Source organism: Legionella anisa (assembly GCF_001467525.1).
GTDB classification, from domain to species: domain Bacteria; phylum Pseudomonadota; class Gammaproteobacteria; order Legionellales; family Legionellaceae; genus Legionella; species Legionella anisa.
Map to the genome: position 1 here is coordinate 1 of NZ_LNXS01000054.1, position 17,510 is coordinate 17,510.

Genomic DNA, 17,510 nt, shown 5'->3' on the forward strand with positions numbered 1-17,510 from the left:
AAGGGTTTCATAGAAAGATGAAGTTGATTCAAAGAAGAGCTTATGGCTTTCGTAACTTTGAAAATTACAGAACTCGTGTTAGGGCGCTGTGCTGTTAAATGTGAGTGCCCCCGTAATTGGGAAAGACCCATGATTTTATGGTCGGGACGGAAGGATTTGAACCTTCGACCACTAGCACCCCATTCTATTCTTTTTCGATTTTAACCCGTATCAAATCATTTCAAAAAACTCATTTAGTCCTTGTAAATACAAGTTTATTTCCATATTATAGATTTTAATTGATATCAACTCATTTCACTTAAGAACACAAAAAGTGGTACCAAAACTGGTACCAAAAAAAGTTTAAGGAACTTCATGAAATTTACAGACACCTTCATTAAAAATCTTAAAGCAGAAAAAGAATGGGTCGAAAAAATTGAAGCAACGGGTCTAGGAGTTCGAGTAACACCCACCGGAAACAAATCATGGTTCTATCGATTTACCCTTAACGGCAAACGTTGCAAAATGAGTTTAGGTAAATACCCCGCGATTAGCATCAAACAAGCACGAGAACTCTTCTTAAAAGCTCAATCCATGAAGGAAAATGGCATTAATCCCATTGAGCACAGCAAACAAGAAAAACAAAAATATAAAAAGACAGTAAAATCCTTAATTCTCTCTTGGTACACCAACTACATTGAAAAACACCGCAAGCAACCCAAACAAGCAAAACAACAAATCGATGCGGATATTATTCCTTTGCTTGGTGATATGGAACTGGAAAAAATCCAACCTCGAGATATTACCAACGCCTTAGATAAAATTGTAAACCGTGGCTCCCCTATTCATGCAAACAAAGTGTTGAGTACGTTGAAGCAAGCATTTAATTATGCAGTGAGCCGAGGCGAAATGACAATCAACCCTGCTGCAACGATTCGCTCCCGTGATATTGGTGGTATTGAAAAACCTCGTGAACGGTTTTTAACTCTAGATGAAATTAAAGCCTTATGGCTTTTTTTAGACAGCGATAATAGCCGTATGTCATTGCAAATTCGCACCGCTTTAAAAATTATCCTACTCACAGGCGTACGCTCAAGCGAACTAAGATTAGCAAAATGGAATGAAATTGATTTCGAGCAATCACTCTGGACAATCCCATCAAACCATACAAAAAATGCTCTGGTCATGAAAATTCATTTAACACCACTCACTCAATCGTTGTTTGAATTATTAAAAGCAGAGAGCGACTCATCCTTTGTCATTCCGGGTCTTAATGATGAAGAACCCTTAACTGATAAAGCCATTGCCAGAGCAGTCAGCAGGATTCAAACCCGAGTAGGCATTCCTCATTGGACAGCGCATGATTTACGTAGAACTTTTGCAACCCAATTGGGACAAACATTAAATGTAGATCCCGTAGTGATTGAAAAATGCTTGGGGCATAAGATGCCTAAAATTATGGCCACTTATAATAAGAATGAAATGTTACCGCAAAGACAAGCAGCACTGAATCAATGGTCAGAATTTATAGAAAATTCGCTACTAGAGACGGTTTCCACCCAACTAATACATATAAATGAAGATGCAATATCTAGCCTCTAATAGCATAAATTTCAAACAGACTTGTAAACTAGGTTTACAAATATTATAATAAAAATAAGGACTGTAAGTGAAATCTGGGAAACCTTTAAAGAAAACTGATAAAGACCTTTTTGCTTTAATTGAGCAGAAAATTAAGGAGAAAAACTATCTCTTTATGCCCCATGCGAGACAAAGAGGACAAGAGAGAAATATATCAGATCTTGATGTCATTAACATTTTAGAAGGCAAACCAGGTTACGAGAGAAGCCGAAATAAACAGAAAGACTCTTATGAGCTACAGTACCTCAATGAACAACCTCAAGACTGGAAATATTGTATTGAGGGTAAAGATATAGACGGCAAGAAAGTCCGAATAATTATTAGTTTTACTGAGGATCTCATGCCTATTATTACAGTGATGAATATTCGCTAAGGTGAAATACTATGAAAACCAAAATCAAACCGTTGTTTTTGTATGAAGGCTTAGGATTTCCCATCGAATTGGAAAATGTCGAAATGCTCTATATTAATGGAGAATGGCTACCTAAAATCGACGTACGTACAATCGCCGATGAGGCCATTAAAATGCTAGCAACACAAGAAAGCAGACTTACTGGTAATCAAGTTAAATTTATTCGCTCATACTTCTCCATGCCCCTGAGAGAATTTGGTGAAACTGTAGTCCATGAATCTCATACAGCGGTCAGTAAATGGGAAAAGTATGGAGATAAAGCCACCAACATGAATGAAAATACCGAGCAAGTATTACGTTTATTTATTATTGAACAAACACAAGCAAAAACAAAAAGCCAACAATCGGATTTTTATAAAAATTTTCAGCGAAGCAAAGTTTTTCGAACTACAAAGAAAGGGAATAAATCAAAACCAGTTCATATTGATCTATGTGCTTAATTAGAAATTCAATCAGCATTATTCATTAACATAGCAAACCTGGCGCAAAGTTCATAAGTACTCAGTAACGTTTCTTGAACCTAAGCTACGATTATTGAAATTCATTTATAGTTATGCTGGAAAAATATTATTTTATAACTATAGTAATACTACTATTTTGAGAAGATTTTTTTTGAGCTTTTTTCATAATTTCCTGTATTTTTTTAGATATCTTAATAAGAGGGTTTGAGTTATCTTCGTCGTTAAAAAAAGATATGTATTCTTCCGAATTTTTATATTCAAATAAATGATCTAAAACTTTAAAGGCATTTTCTAAATTTAAGTGACTTAAATATTGTAGATGTATTTCTAAAATTAATTTAAAGTATGATTGTAATTCATAACAATAATCCCTGGCATTTTTATGTTCTTCAATGCGATGCACATAGTTATTCCTCACATTTTTTAATATTTGTATTATTTCTGAATGTTTTGTTTTACCTACAATACCTCTAAATCTATTAATTACATTGTTATAGTTGCCAGATTCAGAGTTTGTCAATTTATCAATAGCATTCCAAGCCAAAATCAGAGAAATATTAGGATCATAAGAATCAAATGCTTTAACATAAAAAATTAAACTATCAATAATAACTTCCTTGTAAGGAGATTTATTTATTAAGCTTATAATTGTTTCGAAGAATTTTTTTGATTGTGGAATTTCAATTATTGGTGCTTCAATAAAATCGATTTCATAATATAGGTTATTTTCAACTAAGCCTTCTTTATTGTGAAGAGTATGGAACTCATCGATTCTGACTCTATTTAGAGGCATTCGTTTTTTCGAAAAAAGAAATTCAAAATCATAATTGTTATATAAACAAAATAAAGCTCTAAGAATGTTTAAATTCTTTAATGGTATATCTATTTCATTTGAAAAAGTTACTGTTTCAATAACACAACTACAGTAATTACTTTTAATGTTATTTTTTGAAACTTCTTTTAATTTATTTACTCTAGAAGAAAATTTTCTGGGAATATTTGTTTTATAAAATCGTATAGTGGATTCATTAATTTGAATTTTATTGAAGCTTGGTTTTAAAATCGAGAGACCGGTTATAAAATATCTAAGTTCTTTTCTTTTGTTTAAAAAATTTTCTACTTCTAATGTTAATAGATCGATAAATTTTTTTTCAGAAATACCCCCTTTATTAAAACATTTTTTAATAGTTTGTTTAACTGCAGTAATTTTATCTTGTTCATCAATAGAACAACCAAAATTTATACTATCAATTAGGTAATCAATATCATTAAATCTAAAACCTCCTGCCTTAAATGAGACAGAACCATCTCGTCCTACAACCCCATTCTTTGCCAATGCATTAAGAATTTCTATAGGAGGTTTATGACTCCATCGAACTTTTTTTTTCATATAAATCCCTTTTCTATAATTTTGATTATAGATTTATTAAATTGTAGCAAATAAAAGTCTGGTGACTAAACAAGCGCAGGTTATGTAGACTAGGCAACTAATGGATCATCCGAATTTGATTTGTCTAATGTATGCTTCAATGCTAGCGTTGTCTAAGGTTCCGAAATGTCTTTCACTTTTATTAATACTAACCGTTTCAATTTTACTTTACGCGATTGTTCATTCATATCCTCATCGCCAACAAATAAGAAGTAATATCGATGCGCAGTTTCTTTGCATAACTTTGCAATTTTTGGGGATCAATTTGCTTTTCTCTCAAACCAATATGAAGTGCCTTAAGGGCAATTTCTTTTGAAAGAAATCGAAAGGCATCAATAATAGTACGCTCCATGTTAAAAATGGGTACTGATTCTCCATCAATATTCCATGTTGTTAGACCAGTGCTTACATCCCTCATTCTTTTTATAATGGTCTTTGTTCTTATTGGTTTCGTTGTACTATGAGGTACTGCTATCCAATGCTTACGAGGCATTTCATCTGTAAGCTCATAGATTGCTAGTGCGCTAACGAGGCAAATAACACCTTGAGAAATTGATTTCACTGTAAATATCAAATCTTCCCACTTAAAATCAAATTTCTTCTTCACTGAAACGGCTTGATAAAGGCCTTTGTCGACCCGATGAATAATATCTTTTTGTATGTAGTAGCAAAGCAAACTTGGAGACATACCAAGTTCATTAGCCTCTTTACTTGTAAAAACAGGCTTTTCTAGAAGAAATTGAATGTTAACAAGCTTAGTCTTAGTTTTCATATTTATATTTTAATAAATAAACCCAATAAAATCTAATGGGTTTATTTATTAAAATATTTGTTAAAGCCGACACAAAACCGACACCCTTTGGGTCTGTAAAATCCTGGGACTTTCAAAGATGAATATTAAAATCCAGTCATATCAAATTTTAGTTCTCGAAGGGTTAAATTAAGATATAACGGGAACACCACTTATGTAAGGAGGAAGTCCCCTCGGATGTCTTTTTACAAAATCTTTGTAGTTATTTATAAAATTTTTATCAGTACTTATTGCACTTATCCAACTTTTTGTTGCGTCTATTATATCGTTGCAGAAAATTTTTATGTCTATATTTAAGGCATTGTTTATAATATTGTTATGAAAAATATATGAAGAACTTGGTTCAACGAAAAGAATACGGGTGAAGCTACTATTTTTATGAGTTGTTTTTCCTTGGTGAAGCATAGAGCATCTAAAATAATAACAATCCATTCCATTCAAAGTATAACTATTCGGAATTCCAACATTTTTATCGAACCAATTCGCATACTTAGTACCCTTAGCTACGCCATTTACTGATTCAAGTGCTCCACAAATATCAGGAATAGCAAGACTGACAAATAGGGATAAATAATACAAGTTATTTTGAATTCCTGTCTCAATTTGATCTAACAAATCATCCATAATTTCCCACTTTCATTCTTTTCAAATGATATCTAGTAAAGTTGACTTATTTTTGTTTAAAAGAAAGTATAGACCAATATTCGGTTCATACTGCTTTATAAAAAAGTAGTAGCAATAGAAATCTTCCAAACCAACGCTTTTTATTTCCTAATAGAATTAGAGCAGATAGATGTTGAGCAAGATAAGTTTTATAAGTATATAATAGGTATAAAATTAGTATAAATTATACCTATTTAATGTTTCCGGCTTAGTGATCTGAATGCAAATATGAGTCAAATCCTCTCATTTATTCTGCCCCCCTTCCTGCCGCTAGAAAGAGTAAATTGGAATTTATTCCAATCTTTAAGATAAAATCTTATTGATGATTCTCCCCACGATACGTCCGAATATTTTGAATCACTGTCCCAACTATTTCAACTTGATCGCTTTCATTAACAGCAATATTCGGCCAGTTATCATTCAAGGTAAGTAATTCAAACTCAGATGAGGTATAGGATAGCTTTTTATACTGGCAAATAATGACATCCTGCTTGCCACTTATTTTGACAACAACAAAATCCCCAGGATTGGGAGATATGGAGGGGTCGACTATTTGAATGTCATTAATTCTTATTTCCGGACTCATACTGTCATCAAGTATTCTCAAAGCAAATGCATTTTTACCTATCTGATTTGTAATGTCTGGACTAACTGGGACAAAAGTTATTTTTTCAGAGTAAAACTCTTCTTTAATCTTTTGGATATGAGAGCTCGGCTCACAAGCTTGTTTGTAGTCGAGTAATGGTATTAAAGACCCAAATCGAGGGTTCCTGCCAAATTCACCATCGCGTTCATCGGATAAGCCCATTAGAAATGCTGGGGATACTTCTAAAGCTTTAGCCAACTGCGTAATTTCTTCGGGTCCCGGCATTCTTGTGCCGTGTTCCCAATTATTTATTCGAGAGGGTTTTATATCATTGGTTAAATCAGCTAAAGCCTGCCTGGTTAAGCCTTTTGCTTTACGCGCTTCATGAATACGTTTCCCAATCTTTTCTCTAATGCTCATTACAATAAACTCACCAAAATTGAAAAAAGCTCTGATTTATACTTGATTGTTACACGTAAGGTGTTATATTCAATATAAATTGCACGATACGTGTAATTTAATGCGTTTTACCTCTTAAACTTAACACAAAATGAGTAAGTTAACGAGCGAGAAGTTGGAAAACAACGGCATCCTACAACAAAACGTTTGCAGCCTATTATGGAGTTAATATATGGAACATACAAAAAATAAACCCTTCAAACAAAAATTACTCTTTATTAAAGACGTAGAACAAATTATTGGACGAAATAGACTGACATTAAGAAGATGGTGGTCTACCGGTAAGTTTCCTAAACCAAAGAAGCTTAATAACACTGTATTAGTATGGCAAACAGATGTTATCGAACAATGGATTAATTTGCATACCGAATCAAAATAAGTACATCTATCAAAATATCAAAAAATTTTTTAGGAAGAATGAAAATGCATTTTTTATTTGTAAATGCTCAAGAACTTGAAGCGCTTATGGAATTACCTTATATTCAACGTTTAGCTTATCTCATGGGCATTCGCCCCTATATGGACAGAGAAACTCATATAGTTGGGATAAAGCGTAGAATCAGTTATCAATCACTGCGAGAGGCGTTATACGTTGCCCCTATTGCAGGTGTAAAAACAGGCAGCCCAAGCCAGCAACAGGTAAAACGAGCAGTTAAATCGTTAGAACGTGCAGGTTTGATTGAAATTAAATCCACAACACGGCATCTTATTTTAAAATGCCTTTTAGCCGAAGGGCATCAATCTTTTCCAAAACAGGCCGACCCTAGGCCGAACCCTTTAGCCGACACAAACCCGCCACACTTTTGGCCTTTTAAAATATAGGAGTTTTATAACATGCATTGTAAAACCCGACATACCTATAATTGTATAGGCCGACCCACCTCATAACTCAGAAATTTATATTATATATATATATATATATTGTTTTTTTTAAAAAATTTTCTTTAAAAGTTATCCACAGAAAAAGTTATAAATGGTGCTGGAATTTTAGTGAGTATAAGTGACTACACAGATCAACTCCATTTAGGAAAAATCGGTGCAGCAATTGTAATGTGTTTTATGATCTAGAAGAATTAATGTAACTACCATTTAATGGTTTTACTTTACTATTAACTCATTAATAAAAGTTTCTATTCCCTTCATTTCATGGTGAACTCGTGATGAATAAGTGATGAAGGAGTTATATTTATCCCAGAAAGAGACTAGATCCTCCTTGCACCACCTAATTCACCACCCATTCACCGCATTTTTTTGCTGTTTGCCCCACGTATTTTGGTAAAAATTCATTATTAATCAGACGAATATGGAGCATATTTATATCATGCGAAAGGTGTGTGTTTGTTTTATGTAAGTAGTAACTTTTATGCCTATTCATTGGAATTTTTGTAAATTGACTTAATTTTATACCTCACAAAGCGCATTTAAAATTGCCGCGATTGTGATTTACAAAATAACATCTGTATCAATCGATTCTGACCCCATTGATCTGTGAATAAGGGTTTAGAGCAACTATCAAATAAGTCAGTAGGAGCTAGTTGTATTATAATTTCATTTAATAGTATTTAAAATATTGAGCCAATTATGGACTGGAAGAGCGCAAATAGAAACGAGGATGATACTTTTGATATACCAATGAGATGGTTACATCTCCATTATTATGAAGCTCTAAATATCCTATTTAGAATGGAAAATGCATTACGGGTTTTTGCCTATATTATTTTAAAAAATCAAGCATACGATAAATGGACTAATACAATGCTTCAATTGGAAAATGGACAACAAACAATTGCTAATATTGCAAAAATTAGGATGGAACAAGCAGAAGGGTATGGTTATCTTGGATATCCTATTTATTCCCCCCTCATGTATTTAAATAGTGGTGAGCTAACTCGGTTAATGTTTTCAGATGCCCAATGGAAAATTTTTAAAAATTATTTTAAAGGAAAAAAAGAAATAATTAAGACAAAATTTGATGAAATAGGAACTGTAAGAAATAGTTTGGCTCATTTTCGACCAATTAAAATTGATGACATTGAACTTATCAAACAGAACATAAAGCACGCTTTTTTGGGGATAGAAAAGTGCCTCAAAGAAATTACCACTATTTCAAATATTGTACCCACAAATACTGAAATGGATTGGTACGAATCACTAAGTAAATTAAATAATGAAATTTGCAAAATTCAATTATACCAAAGTAACAGTGAAGAATGGGTAAGAATAGAAATAAATTATTCATGTGCCATTTTAAATATGAAACAATCCCTGTTTGGAAATTATTATTTTTATAAAGTCCTGAATCTAATATCACCAGCAATTGTAAATTACAAATATCCTGAACTTGGAAAATATTGTACTTATGTGATGGAAGACATTCCTTATGCCTTAATGGGAAAAGATTTTAAGCCAGCTTTTAAAAAAAACACTTCTCTTATTTTCAGTAAATCGGTTATATCAGAGTATCATGAAACTATTAAGATAGCTCTTCAAGGTCTTCTAGAAACAATTAAACAAGAGTCTTATTTAATTCAGGATGACAATCTTGCGAAGGGCTCATTAATTGAATCCGTTCAAACTAGTGCACATTATAAGAAAAATAAGGATGATAAAGCAAAAGGATCGTGGAACGTCAATAGTGAAAATTTAGCATATCCTTTTAGTGATAATAATCAAGCAGAATATTGGGGGGATCTTGGATTATTATATCAATCCGATTTTATTGCTGGAGCATCAAAATATCCCTGGATGCCTTCCGATATATCAAATAACGACTCTCTATTCTAAATACTTCTATGATGCCAAGGTGCAATACGAACATCAATGGGGGCAGCTCGATTGATTTTAAAAAATTCATTTAGACTGAGTTTGATATTTTCAGTTTATAATCAATCGAGTCTGACCCCTTTAATCCAAAGATTTGATTGAAATGATCGCCCTACTCGATTCAAAAAAAATTGGTCTTAAAAGTTTGCAGGAATCAATTGATACCTCTTCAAGCTCTGGAAAATTAATATTTCATATTTTGGGGGCTTTAGCTGAATTTGAGCGAAATCTAATTCGTGAGCGAACACATGCGGGTTTGCAAGCCTCCCGTGCAAGAGGTAGAAAAGGCGGTCGCCCAAAAAAACTTTCAGTAGATAAAACAAAATTAGCAATTCAGCTTTATGAAGGAAAACAGAATAGTATTTCAACAATTTGCGAGTTGATCGGTATTTCAAAACCTACTCTATATAAGTATTTAAAAGATAGAAAGAATTAACTTAATTTAAATAAACAATTTAAAAAATTAGAGGTAAGAGTACAATGGATATAAAACAAATTAAAAATGAAATTTATAAAGAACAGCCTCAAACCACCCTCTATCATTATACTTCTTTAGGCCCATTTACTAAAATTATCGAGACTAAAAGTTTATGGGCTACAGATATAAATTACTTTTCTGATACATCTGAATTGATATATTTTAGGGATCTATGCCTAGCCAGAGTTCGAGAAATTAAGTCCAGTAATCCATCCGACCTGATTATTGAACAACTTGAAGATTGGATTACACAACACTTCAACCGTGGTCATGGTATATATATTGTTTGTTTTTCTGCAAAAGGGAATTTACTTAGTCAATGGAGAGCATATAGCAAGGAGTCTAAAGGAATTAGCATTGGTTTTTCCGCGTCAAGAATTATAAAACAGGTAACTGAAAAGCAGTTTTTAATTGGTAAATGTATTTATAATCGCGATGATCAAAAAGAAATAATAAAAAAAGTGATTGATTCTCTTGTATCAAACGCAGAAATAAAAGGAATTGATACTAAAAAGCATCCAACACAATCTTATCACTCAGCTTTTGAAGAGTTGCTCGATGTGATGTTACAGATAGCAGCCTTAATTAAACACCCTGCTTTTTCTGAAGAAGATGAATGGAGAGTTGTATCAAAAGTTTATAATACTTATTTAATCGAAGAATTAAAATATCGTGAAGGTAGTTCATTCTTGATACCCTATTTAGAATTTCAATTACCTAGCTCACGTGATAGAGCTATTGAAATTGAAATGGTCATTTTGGGTCCTTCCAAAAATGAAAATAGGAGTATGCGATCAGTGAGTAATTTTCTTGCTCTAAAAAAGAGTAACCCACGCAATGGCATTCTCAATGGTAGGATTCCATATCATCCTTGAATAGCAATATTGGAGTATTTTTTTGAACTCTATTTACATAAGATTACAACATCGAGTAATGTTGAATTAATAAACTAAAAATATCCTAGATTTAAATAAATAGTCTAAAATTCAAAAGTTATGCTTATTGGACGATTCATCATGGTTAATCATAAACACATAGTTATGTTGATTATTATTTTAATCGCAATTGCTTTATTTATATTTAATTAAAGAGAGTATCTGTTTAATGCACTGAATCTGGATGGCTACGCATTGGTAATCTACTATACCTATCCTATATCAATGAGGTGTACACATTGAATTGATTACTTTAATTCCTGGTTAAAATGACAATTGCTTTTTCATGATCCATAATTTTAATCAAAATTAAAATCAAGGTTGATCGAAATGGAAAAAATAATTAGGACTTTTAAAGTCAAAGATTCAAATAACAATGTTTATGTAATAATCGAATATCAAACACAAATTCCTTGTGGAACTGCCGCTGATCCAAGAGCAACCCGTCCCGGATTATCAAGATTTATTACGGATAAGGGATATGCTGTAAATAAAATAAATGAAAGCGAATTTTTGCTTGTCCAGAATAATATACCTTTATATATCTATTAAAATTGATGCCCTGTGTATCTCATACAAGATCAGATTAATAAAATTGTTCCTCAAAACAAAATAATATGAGTTCACCAAAAATGGTGGTTTTTATGAACTATCACGGATAACTTTAAGGAAATGGAGAAATTCACACAGAATAAATCAAACAGCAAAGAAAGCCCAATATGCACCAATATATTTGCATTGAACCACTAGATATAGTATATTGATTCTGATTTGTACGCTTTGCTCGCGTAAGAAGGGAATTGTCTTAAATATTTGAACAGGAATCAAAATATGAGCTTAAAATTAAATGATGTAATTGAACAAACCTTAGCGACCGTGAGAAAAAATCTCAAGCCGGGTACAAGTACCTCTATTGAATTTGATCTACTTATATCAGAATCTTCAAAGGATGACCTTTTAATCACACCTACTCTTGGACAACATCAAGATGGGTCTAGATTAAAATTCAAACTAAGCACATCCGTAAATCAATAGTTACCAAGACCGGGCTCAATTGATCCCGGTGTATCTCCACTTAAATCTTACCTCTCCCAAATAAAAACTTTAAATTTGCTAAAATAACAATTCAAATCTAGATATTTTCCGTAAAACAATTCATTTGAGATAAATAAGGTACGTTATCCATCTCCAAACAATTAATTTAATGTATTGATATAACTCTTGTTGAACTACTAAATTTATTTATAGTGACTATAGTTTCTACAATTAGCCGTTATAAAATAATAATTTTAAAAAAAAGGTATGGTGAAGATAAAATGAGGCATCATTACATTCCAAAATTTTATTTAAAAAACTGGGAATCAAGTCTTGGAATCTTTTGTTATTTTTATGAATACCATAAATTTTTGATGACCAATAAAAAAGCCAGTGAGGTGGGTTTTTTACATAATTTGAATTCTTTTGTTACTACAGAGGGTATTTTAGATCATACAATAGAATCTGAGCATTTAAGTGTTCATGATAACTCCTCAGCTATAATATTGCAAAAAATCATAGACTTTGGGATTAGCAGTATAGATTTCAAAGAACAAGAAGATTGGTGTGATTTTATTCTCGCTTTATTTTTAAGACACCCTTATATAATGAATGAAGCGAGAAATGACATAGAAAGTTCAATTAAAGAATTTGAAATGCATCTTAATGCTACTTTGATTGAGTCAGAAGAGTATAAGCACTTCTATAATAATTATCATATTGAGAACATGAAAAATGACATCAAGAATCAACGCTCCGCACTAAAATCATTAATGTTAGAATTAAATTGGTTCCTACTGGATTTTAAATCATCGACATATGATTTGTTGACTGGAGACATGCCTGTATCAATTTATAACCTAAATGACAAAATAATCACAGCTTTCGATGACATTAACGATTCATCCATATTCTTAACTTTCCCTTTAACTCCCAAAAAGTGCTTTATTGCCACAAAATCAAAAAAAAATTTAGATAACTTTATATTTCCAATGAGGAGATTAATACGAGACTTGAATCTTAAGATGGTGGAAAAGTCCGTTTTTTATGTGTTTTCAAATACGAATCATCCCTATAATTTTATTAAAAAACATATGAACGATACCACTGATGTAAAAAGAATTTGGCAAGAACGATTGAAAAGATAATTAAAAAAATTCTTTAGGTTGCCGTAAATGGAACCACTAAACAGGGTAATCTATAATTCAACTATAACATTTTTCGTAGCTTTTCATTATGGATCGAATCAGAAGACTTAGACGAGTAGCTATACTATGTTGCCATTTTGCAAGGAATTGTTCCTATTACAGGGCTAGCTGGATAGATAAAAAAACATCAAAGGCTAAAACTCAATTTTGGATTACAATTCAGAGTAATTTTTTAGATATCGCTATAATGGAATGGATGAAACTATTTGGAAATAACAATGACCAACATCATTGGAAAAATATAGTGACAGAACCTGACTCATTTAAAGCAAATATGTTACATCATTGCAAACTTACCTCCGAGGAATTTGATAGCTATCATAAAGAAATGAAATCATATCGTGATCAGTTTGTAGCTCATCTTGATTCTGAATTGATAATGCAAATACCTGATTTAACAAATGCTATAAATACAACAGAATATTACTATGCTTCTATCTATAGCGAATTACATGATATATCAATTGATTGTCCTAAGAATTTAGGTAATTATTATGATATTTGTTTTCAAGAATCCAAAAATTATTTCGATAAACTTTGAGATGTGGTCGAATCATTAGACCGCTATCACTAAAATTAATTTACTATCTTTATTGTTTATATTAAATGGGACTTTGATTTTTGGAAAGAGTTTCTGAACCGCTTTTAGAATTCAAAATAGAAAAATACCCTGCCCTCTCGTGTAGTCCGAAAACCTATCGTTTTACGATTAAATTAAGGTTATTCTATCCGTTGAAATCGAGAAACTGTTTTTCCATGATGAATGACATTCTCAAAAAACATTTTCATAGGGCGAACCCAAAGTTGGTTATCACCAAATTTATCACAATGATAAAGTGCCCTGTACACTATCATATCTTCATCTGTTTCACTATGACGAGCTTGGCCAATGACTTCATATAATTTTTCGTTTTTATAATGCCTGTATTTTCCACATATAATAGGATCAGCTAACATTTACACTCTCACGTGAATCATTAGTTTTCACTGACTGGCTAGTACTATTTACAATCGGTACCAAAACTGGTACCAAATATTTCTGACGGGGTATGGAGAATTTTATAAAACCCTTACTGGGCTTGGTCGGGACGGAAGGATTTGAACCTTCGACCACTAGCACCCCATGCTAGTTCCAGGCGATTTCATTTAATTTCAAACATATTCAAATATATCTTAAAATTCCTTTAAAATAAAGGATATATTGCCTTTGCATAGTTCAAATGATATAAGTTGATTTCATATAAATAAATCAAAAAGTGTAGCCAAAGGTGTAGCCAATTTGGAATTGTTACAAAGGTCATAATTATGGAAAAATTTACGCATAACAAAATAGCTAATCTAAGTGCCGAAAAAAATCGATATCATATTACTGAGGGTAATGGTTTTTGCTTACGTGTATCTCCTAAGGGTACTAAAACCTGGTTCTATCGTTATAAATTCGGGGGTAAGGAAAAATGGCTCACCATAGGTAATTTTCCAGTAATGGGGGTTGCTGAAGCCAGAAAAGCTTTTAATGATTTATGGGAGATTAGGCAATCTGATCAAGATCCTGAGGAAATTATTCAACAACGATTACTCAAAAAAAATAATAATGTGAAAACTTTAACTACTGATTGGTACAACAATTATATTATTAAACACCGCAAACAACCCCAACAGATTAAACAACAAATTGATGCTGACATTATCCCCCTGCTGGGAACATTTGAAATTGAAAAAATACAGCCTAGAGATATAGCAAAAGCTTTGGATACTATTGTGCAAAGAGGTTCTCCAGTTCATGCGAATAAAGTTTTAAGCACTTTAAAACAAGCATTTAATTACGCCGTAAGTAGAGGCGAGATGGCAATTAATCCAGCCACAAACATTCGATCAAGAGACATAGGTGGATTAGAAAAGCCTCGTGATCGCAACCTAGATCTCGATGAAATTAAAAAATTATGGCTTTTTTTAGACAATGGTAATCACTCAATTTCCATTCAAATTAAAAATGCCATTAAAATTATTTTACTAACTGGAGCAAGAACAGGCGAGTTAAGGCTGGCAAAATGGTCTGAATTCAATTTCGAGAAATCCCTTTGGATAATTCCTGCGGAAAATAACAAAATCGGACTTAATATGAAAATTCATCTCAGTGAGTTCACTAAAAAGCTCCTGGTGGAAATAAAAAATATCACCCAATCTAACTTTGTTTTAGCTGGTATCAGTGATGACATACCACTAGCCGATAAATCGATATCTAAAGCGATTCAACGCATTCAAAATCGTGTAGGAATTCCTCAATGGACAGCACATGATCTTCGCCGTACTTTTGCTACTCAGCTAGGACAAACTTTAAGAATCGAACCTGTGGTTATAGAAAAATGTCTTGGGCATAAAATGCCTAAAATCATGGCTACTTATAATAAAGACGAAATGCTGCATCAACGCCAAGAAGCTTTAGATAAATGGAGTAACCTGATAGAAGAACTAACTATATCACCCATTTGAATATGTACAACTAAAGTGGTACACTTATAATGAATAAAAATATTGAGTATATCGCCTATCGAGGTGAGAAATTTACGATTGAATGGTACTTTGATGAAAAGGAGCATAGCCAATCTCAAGAATATTATTATGCTTTAGATAAAGATGAACGTATTCAGTTATTAAAGCTTTTAAAGAGAATGGGAGATGCCGGTATCATTCACGATAAGACCAAGTTTAGGCACGAAGGAGACAAAATTTACGCGTTCAAACCTAAACCGGATAGATTTTTGTGTTTCTTTTTTGAAGATAAGAAAATTATTCTAACTAATGCCTTCAGAAAGAAGCAGGATAAGTTGCCTGTAACCGAAAGGGCCAAGGCTTTAAAGGTTATGGAAGAATATACCCATAGAGTGAAATCAGGTGATTATTATGAGTGAGAAACAATTATCTACTTTTGAAAGAGAAATGCAGGATTCTTTTTTTCGTGAGCAATTTGAGAAAGAATATGATGAGTTTCTATTATCTGAAATCATCAAAGCGCTGATGAAAAATAGCAAAATGACTGTGAGGAAACTTGCTGAGAAAGCAGACCTCTCTCCAACTGTAATTCAAAAAATTCGTTCAGGCGAGCAAGCTGATGTAAAACTTAGTAACTTTTTAAACATCTCCCACTCCTGTGGCTTTAAAGTCATTTTGGAGAGAGGAGATGATAAGTATTATTTATAACACTTTAGGGATTAAAGGTAGCCGCTAAGGAATCCATTGAATGTACAAATTATACCTTTATGGCTACACGAAACTCAAATAGATGCTCTGAAGTTTTATAGGATATACTGCGAACTTTATTTAATTAAATAATATTAAACATGTTTAAACCATTAGTTTTTTGCATTGGATTACGTTACATTCGCGCTCAAAAAAAGAGCCGATTTGTTTCTTTTATCTCATTAAGTTCTATGCTAGGTATTAGCTTAGGTGTAATGGTGCTCATAACTGTGCTTTCAGTTATGAATGGGTTTGATGAGGAAATTCACACTCGTTATTTTACTTTGGCTCCTGAAGTCACAATAACAGGAATGAATGGAACAATAAAAAACTGGAAAAAAATAGCTGATAAGATACGAGATATTCCAGAGATTAATGCAATCTCTCCTTATGTGAATGGAAAGGGACTTGTAACACATGAAGGACAAGTATCGCCTATTATGTTAACTGGTATATTACCAAAAGAAGAGCAGACTGTTTCTCTCTTAAAAAATCAAATGTTATTAGGAAACTTAGATCAATTAAGTAATTTTGGTATTATTCTTGGTCGCGATATTGCTTCTCAGTTAGGAGCAACTTTGGGAGATAAAATAACAGTTTTGATCCCGACAAGTGACATGAACTCTCCTACTTTTAAACAATTTATAGTGCAAGGAATATTCTCTGCCGGATCAGGATTTGGTTTTGATGGACAGCTTGGTTTTATTAATATAAAGGATGCCCAAAAACTACTAAAGTTAGGAAATGATGTTAGTGGCATAAAAATAAAAATTAATAATGTATTTCAAGCACCCGAGATATCCGATGATTTATCAAGATTTCTTGGAGCAGAATATCAAGTAGGAAACTGGACGCAACAACTTACTGAGTTTTTTGAAGCAATAAAAATGCAGAAAAATATGATGTTTCTCATTTTATTGTTAATTATTATGGTGGCTGCATTTAATCTGGTTTCATCTTTGGTAATGATAGTAAATGATAAACAAGCAGAAATCGCTATTTTACGAACTCTTGGTGCAACACCAACAGAAATTTTATCTATTTTTATTGTTCAAGGGATGACTATAGGAATTATTGGTGTATTATTAGGATCAATAAGCGGGTTAATTCTTGCTAAGAATATTACTAGCATTGTTAATAAACTACAGTCACTGCTTCATTACCAATTTTTATCATCAAATATTTATTTTGTTGATTATTTACCTTCAAAAATATTACTCAATGATTTATTGATTGTTAGTTTATCTGCAATATTAATGAGCTTTATCGCAACGATTTATCCTGCTAGTCGTGCCTCAAGAATGCGAATTGCTGAATCACTCCACTATGCTTAAAAATTACATAAAAGGATTT

The 17,510-nt window shown here is 32.4% G+C and carries 21 protein-coding genes; 16 read left to right on the forward strand and 5 right to left on the reverse strand.

All coding sequences use genetic code 11. The features are described 5' to 3' along the window. From Lani_RS19950 to Lani_RS16520, 4 genes are all read left to right on the forward strand, one after another. Positions 1-98, forward strand: a 98-nt coding sequence (locus Lani_RS19950) for a transposase (RefSeq protein WP_156415177.1), incomplete at its 5' end; no start/stop codon positions are given. Between the two features lie 256 nt (positions 99-354). Beyond that, positions 355-1,581 carry a tyrosine-type recombinase/integrase gene (locus Lani_RS16510; protein ID WP_019234916.1) on the forward strand — a complete coding sequence of 409 codons (1,227 nt, stop codon included), beginning with the start codon at positions 355-357 and terminating at the stop codon, positions 1,579-1,581. A 67-nt stretch (positions 1,582-1,648) separates the two neighbouring features. After that, positions 1,649-1,993, forward strand: coding sequence for a DUF4258 domain-containing protein (locus tag Lani_RS16515; protein WP_019234915.1), 345 nt, complete (start codon positions 1,649-1,651; stop codon positions 1,991-1,993). A gap of 11 nt (positions 1,994-2,004) precedes the next feature. Beyond that, positions 2,005-2,472: a hypothetical protein gene (locus Lani_RS16520; protein WP_019234914.1), complete on the forward strand. Its 468-nt coding sequence runs from the start codon at positions 2,005-2,007 to the stop codon at positions 2,470-2,472. A gap of 127 nt (positions 2,473-2,599) precedes the next feature. Here Lani_RS16520 and Lani_RS16525 read toward each other — a convergent pair whose 3' ends face one another. From Lani_RS16525 to Lani_RS16540, 4 genes are all read right to left on the reverse strand, one after another. Continuing rightward, positions 2,600-3,883: a hypothetical protein gene (locus Lani_RS16525; RefSeq protein ID WP_019234913.1), complete on the reverse strand. Its 1,284-nt coding sequence runs from the start codon at positions 3,881-3,883 to the stop codon at positions 2,600-2,602. A 223-nt stretch (positions 3,884-4,106) separates the two neighbouring features. Then, the gene (locus Lani_RS16530; protein WP_019234912.1) at positions 4,107-4,694 is read right to left on the reverse strand and encodes a type IV toxin-antitoxin system AbiEi family antitoxin domain-containing protein; all 588 of its coding nucleotides are present in this window, start codon (positions 4,692-4,694) and stop codon (positions 4,107-4,109) included. Between the two features lie 168 nt (positions 4,695-4,862). Next, complete coding sequence (locus Lani_RS16535; RefSeq protein ID WP_019234911.1) at positions 4,863-5,357, reverse strand: hypothetical protein; 495 nt, start codon at positions 5,355-5,357, stop codon at positions 4,863-4,865. Between the two features lie 355 nt (positions 5,358-5,712). Then, positions 5,713-6,402: a LexA family protein gene (locus Lani_RS16540; RefSeq protein WP_019234910.1), complete on the reverse strand. Its 690-nt coding sequence runs from the start codon at positions 6,400-6,402 to the stop codon at positions 5,713-5,715. 211 nt (positions 6,403-6,613) lie between these two features. Between Lani_RS16540 and Lani_RS16545 the strand changes: the two genes are divergently transcribed. The 8 genes from Lani_RS16545 to Lani_RS16585 all read left to right on the forward strand — a co-directional run bounded on the left by Lani_RS16545 (position 6,614) and on the right by Lani_RS16585 (position 13,461). After that, a complete protein-coding gene (locus tag Lani_RS16545) occupies positions 6,614-6,820 on the forward strand; it encodes a helix-turn-helix transcriptional regulator (RefSeq protein WP_019234909.1) in 207 nt (68 codons plus the stop codon). Positions 6,821-6,864: 44 nt separating this feature from the next. Continuing rightward, a complete protein-coding gene (locus tag Lani_RS16550) occupies positions 6,865-7,263 on the forward strand; it encodes a hypothetical protein (RefSeq protein WP_019234908.1) in 399 nt (132 codons plus the stop codon). Positions 7,264-8,124: 861 nt separating this feature from the next. Beyond that, positions 8,125-9,225, forward strand: a complete 1,101-nt coding sequence (locus Lani_RS16555; protein WP_127908253.1) for a hypothetical protein — start codon at positions 8,125-8,127, stop codon at positions 9,223-9,225. A 133-nt stretch (positions 9,226-9,358) separates the two neighbouring features. Beyond that, positions 9,359-9,700 carry a recombinase family protein gene (locus Lani_RS16560; protein WP_396426819.1) on the forward strand — a complete coding sequence of 114 codons (342 nt, stop codon included), beginning with the start codon at positions 9,359-9,361 and terminating at the stop codon, positions 9,698-9,700. A 44-nt stretch (positions 9,701-9,744) separates the two neighbouring features. Continuing rightward, entirely contained in the window at positions 9,745-10,617 is an 873-nt protein-coding gene (locus tag Lani_RS16565; RefSeq protein ID WP_019234905.1) for a DUF2971 domain-containing protein, read from the forward strand. Positions 10,618-11,007: 390 nt separating this feature from the next. Further along, positions 11,008-11,229, forward strand: coding sequence for a hypothetical protein (locus Lani_RS16570; protein WP_019234904.1), 222 nt, complete (start codon positions 11,008-11,010; stop codon positions 11,227-11,229). A gap of 764 nt (positions 11,230-11,993) precedes the next feature. Further along, positions 11,994-12,860, forward strand: coding sequence for a DUF4238 domain-containing protein (locus Lani_RS16580; protein ID WP_019234902.1), 867 nt, complete (start codon positions 11,994-11,996; stop codon positions 12,858-12,860). 88 nt (positions 12,861-12,948) lie between these two features. Then, entirely contained in the window at positions 12,949-13,461 is a 513-nt protein-coding gene (locus Lani_RS16585) for a hypothetical protein (protein WP_127908255.1), read from the forward strand. 179 nt (positions 13,462-13,640) lie between these two features. On the opposite strand, the gene Lani_RS16590 is transcribed toward Lani_RS16585, so the two are convergent. After that, positions 13,641-13,877, reverse strand: a complete 237-nt coding sequence (locus Lani_RS16590) for a DUF1653 domain-containing protein (protein WP_019234900.1) — start codon at positions 13,875-13,877, stop codon at positions 13,641-13,643. Between the two features lie 348 nt (positions 13,878-14,225). Between Lani_RS16590 and Lani_RS16595 the strand changes: the two genes are divergently transcribed. The 4 genes from Lani_RS16595 (at position 14,226) to Lani_RS16610 (ending at position 17,491) form a co-directional block, all read left to right on the forward strand. Beyond that, positions 14,226-15,410 carry a tyrosine-type recombinase/integrase gene (locus Lani_RS16595; RefSeq protein ID WP_019234899.1) on the forward strand — a complete coding sequence of 395 codons (1,185 nt, stop codon included), beginning with the start codon at positions 14,226-14,228 and terminating at the stop codon, positions 15,408-15,410. Between the two features lie 29 nt (positions 15,411-15,439). Further along, positions 15,440-15,829 carry a type II toxin-antitoxin system RelE/ParE family toxin gene (locus Lani_RS16600; RefSeq protein ID WP_019234898.1) on the forward strand — a complete coding sequence of 130 codons (390 nt, stop codon included), beginning with the start codon at positions 15,440-15,442 and terminating at the stop codon, positions 15,827-15,829. After that, positions 15,822-16,118 (forward strand): helix-turn-helix domain-containing protein, encoded by a 297-nt coding sequence (locus Lani_RS16605; RefSeq protein ID WP_019234897.1) that lies wholly within the window; start codon positions 15,822-15,824, stop codon positions 16,116-16,118. Before Lani_RS16600 ends, Lani_RS16605 begins: the two co-directional genes overlap by 8 nt. Before the next feature lie 140 nt (positions 16,119-16,258). Continuing rightward, on the forward strand, positions 16,259-17,491 hold the full coding sequence (locus Lani_RS16610; protein WP_040523163.1) for a lipoprotein-releasing ABC transporter permease subunit: 1,233 nt from the start codon (positions 16,259-16,261) through the stop codon (positions 17,489-17,491). Positions 17,492-17,510: the final 19 nt, after the last annotated feature.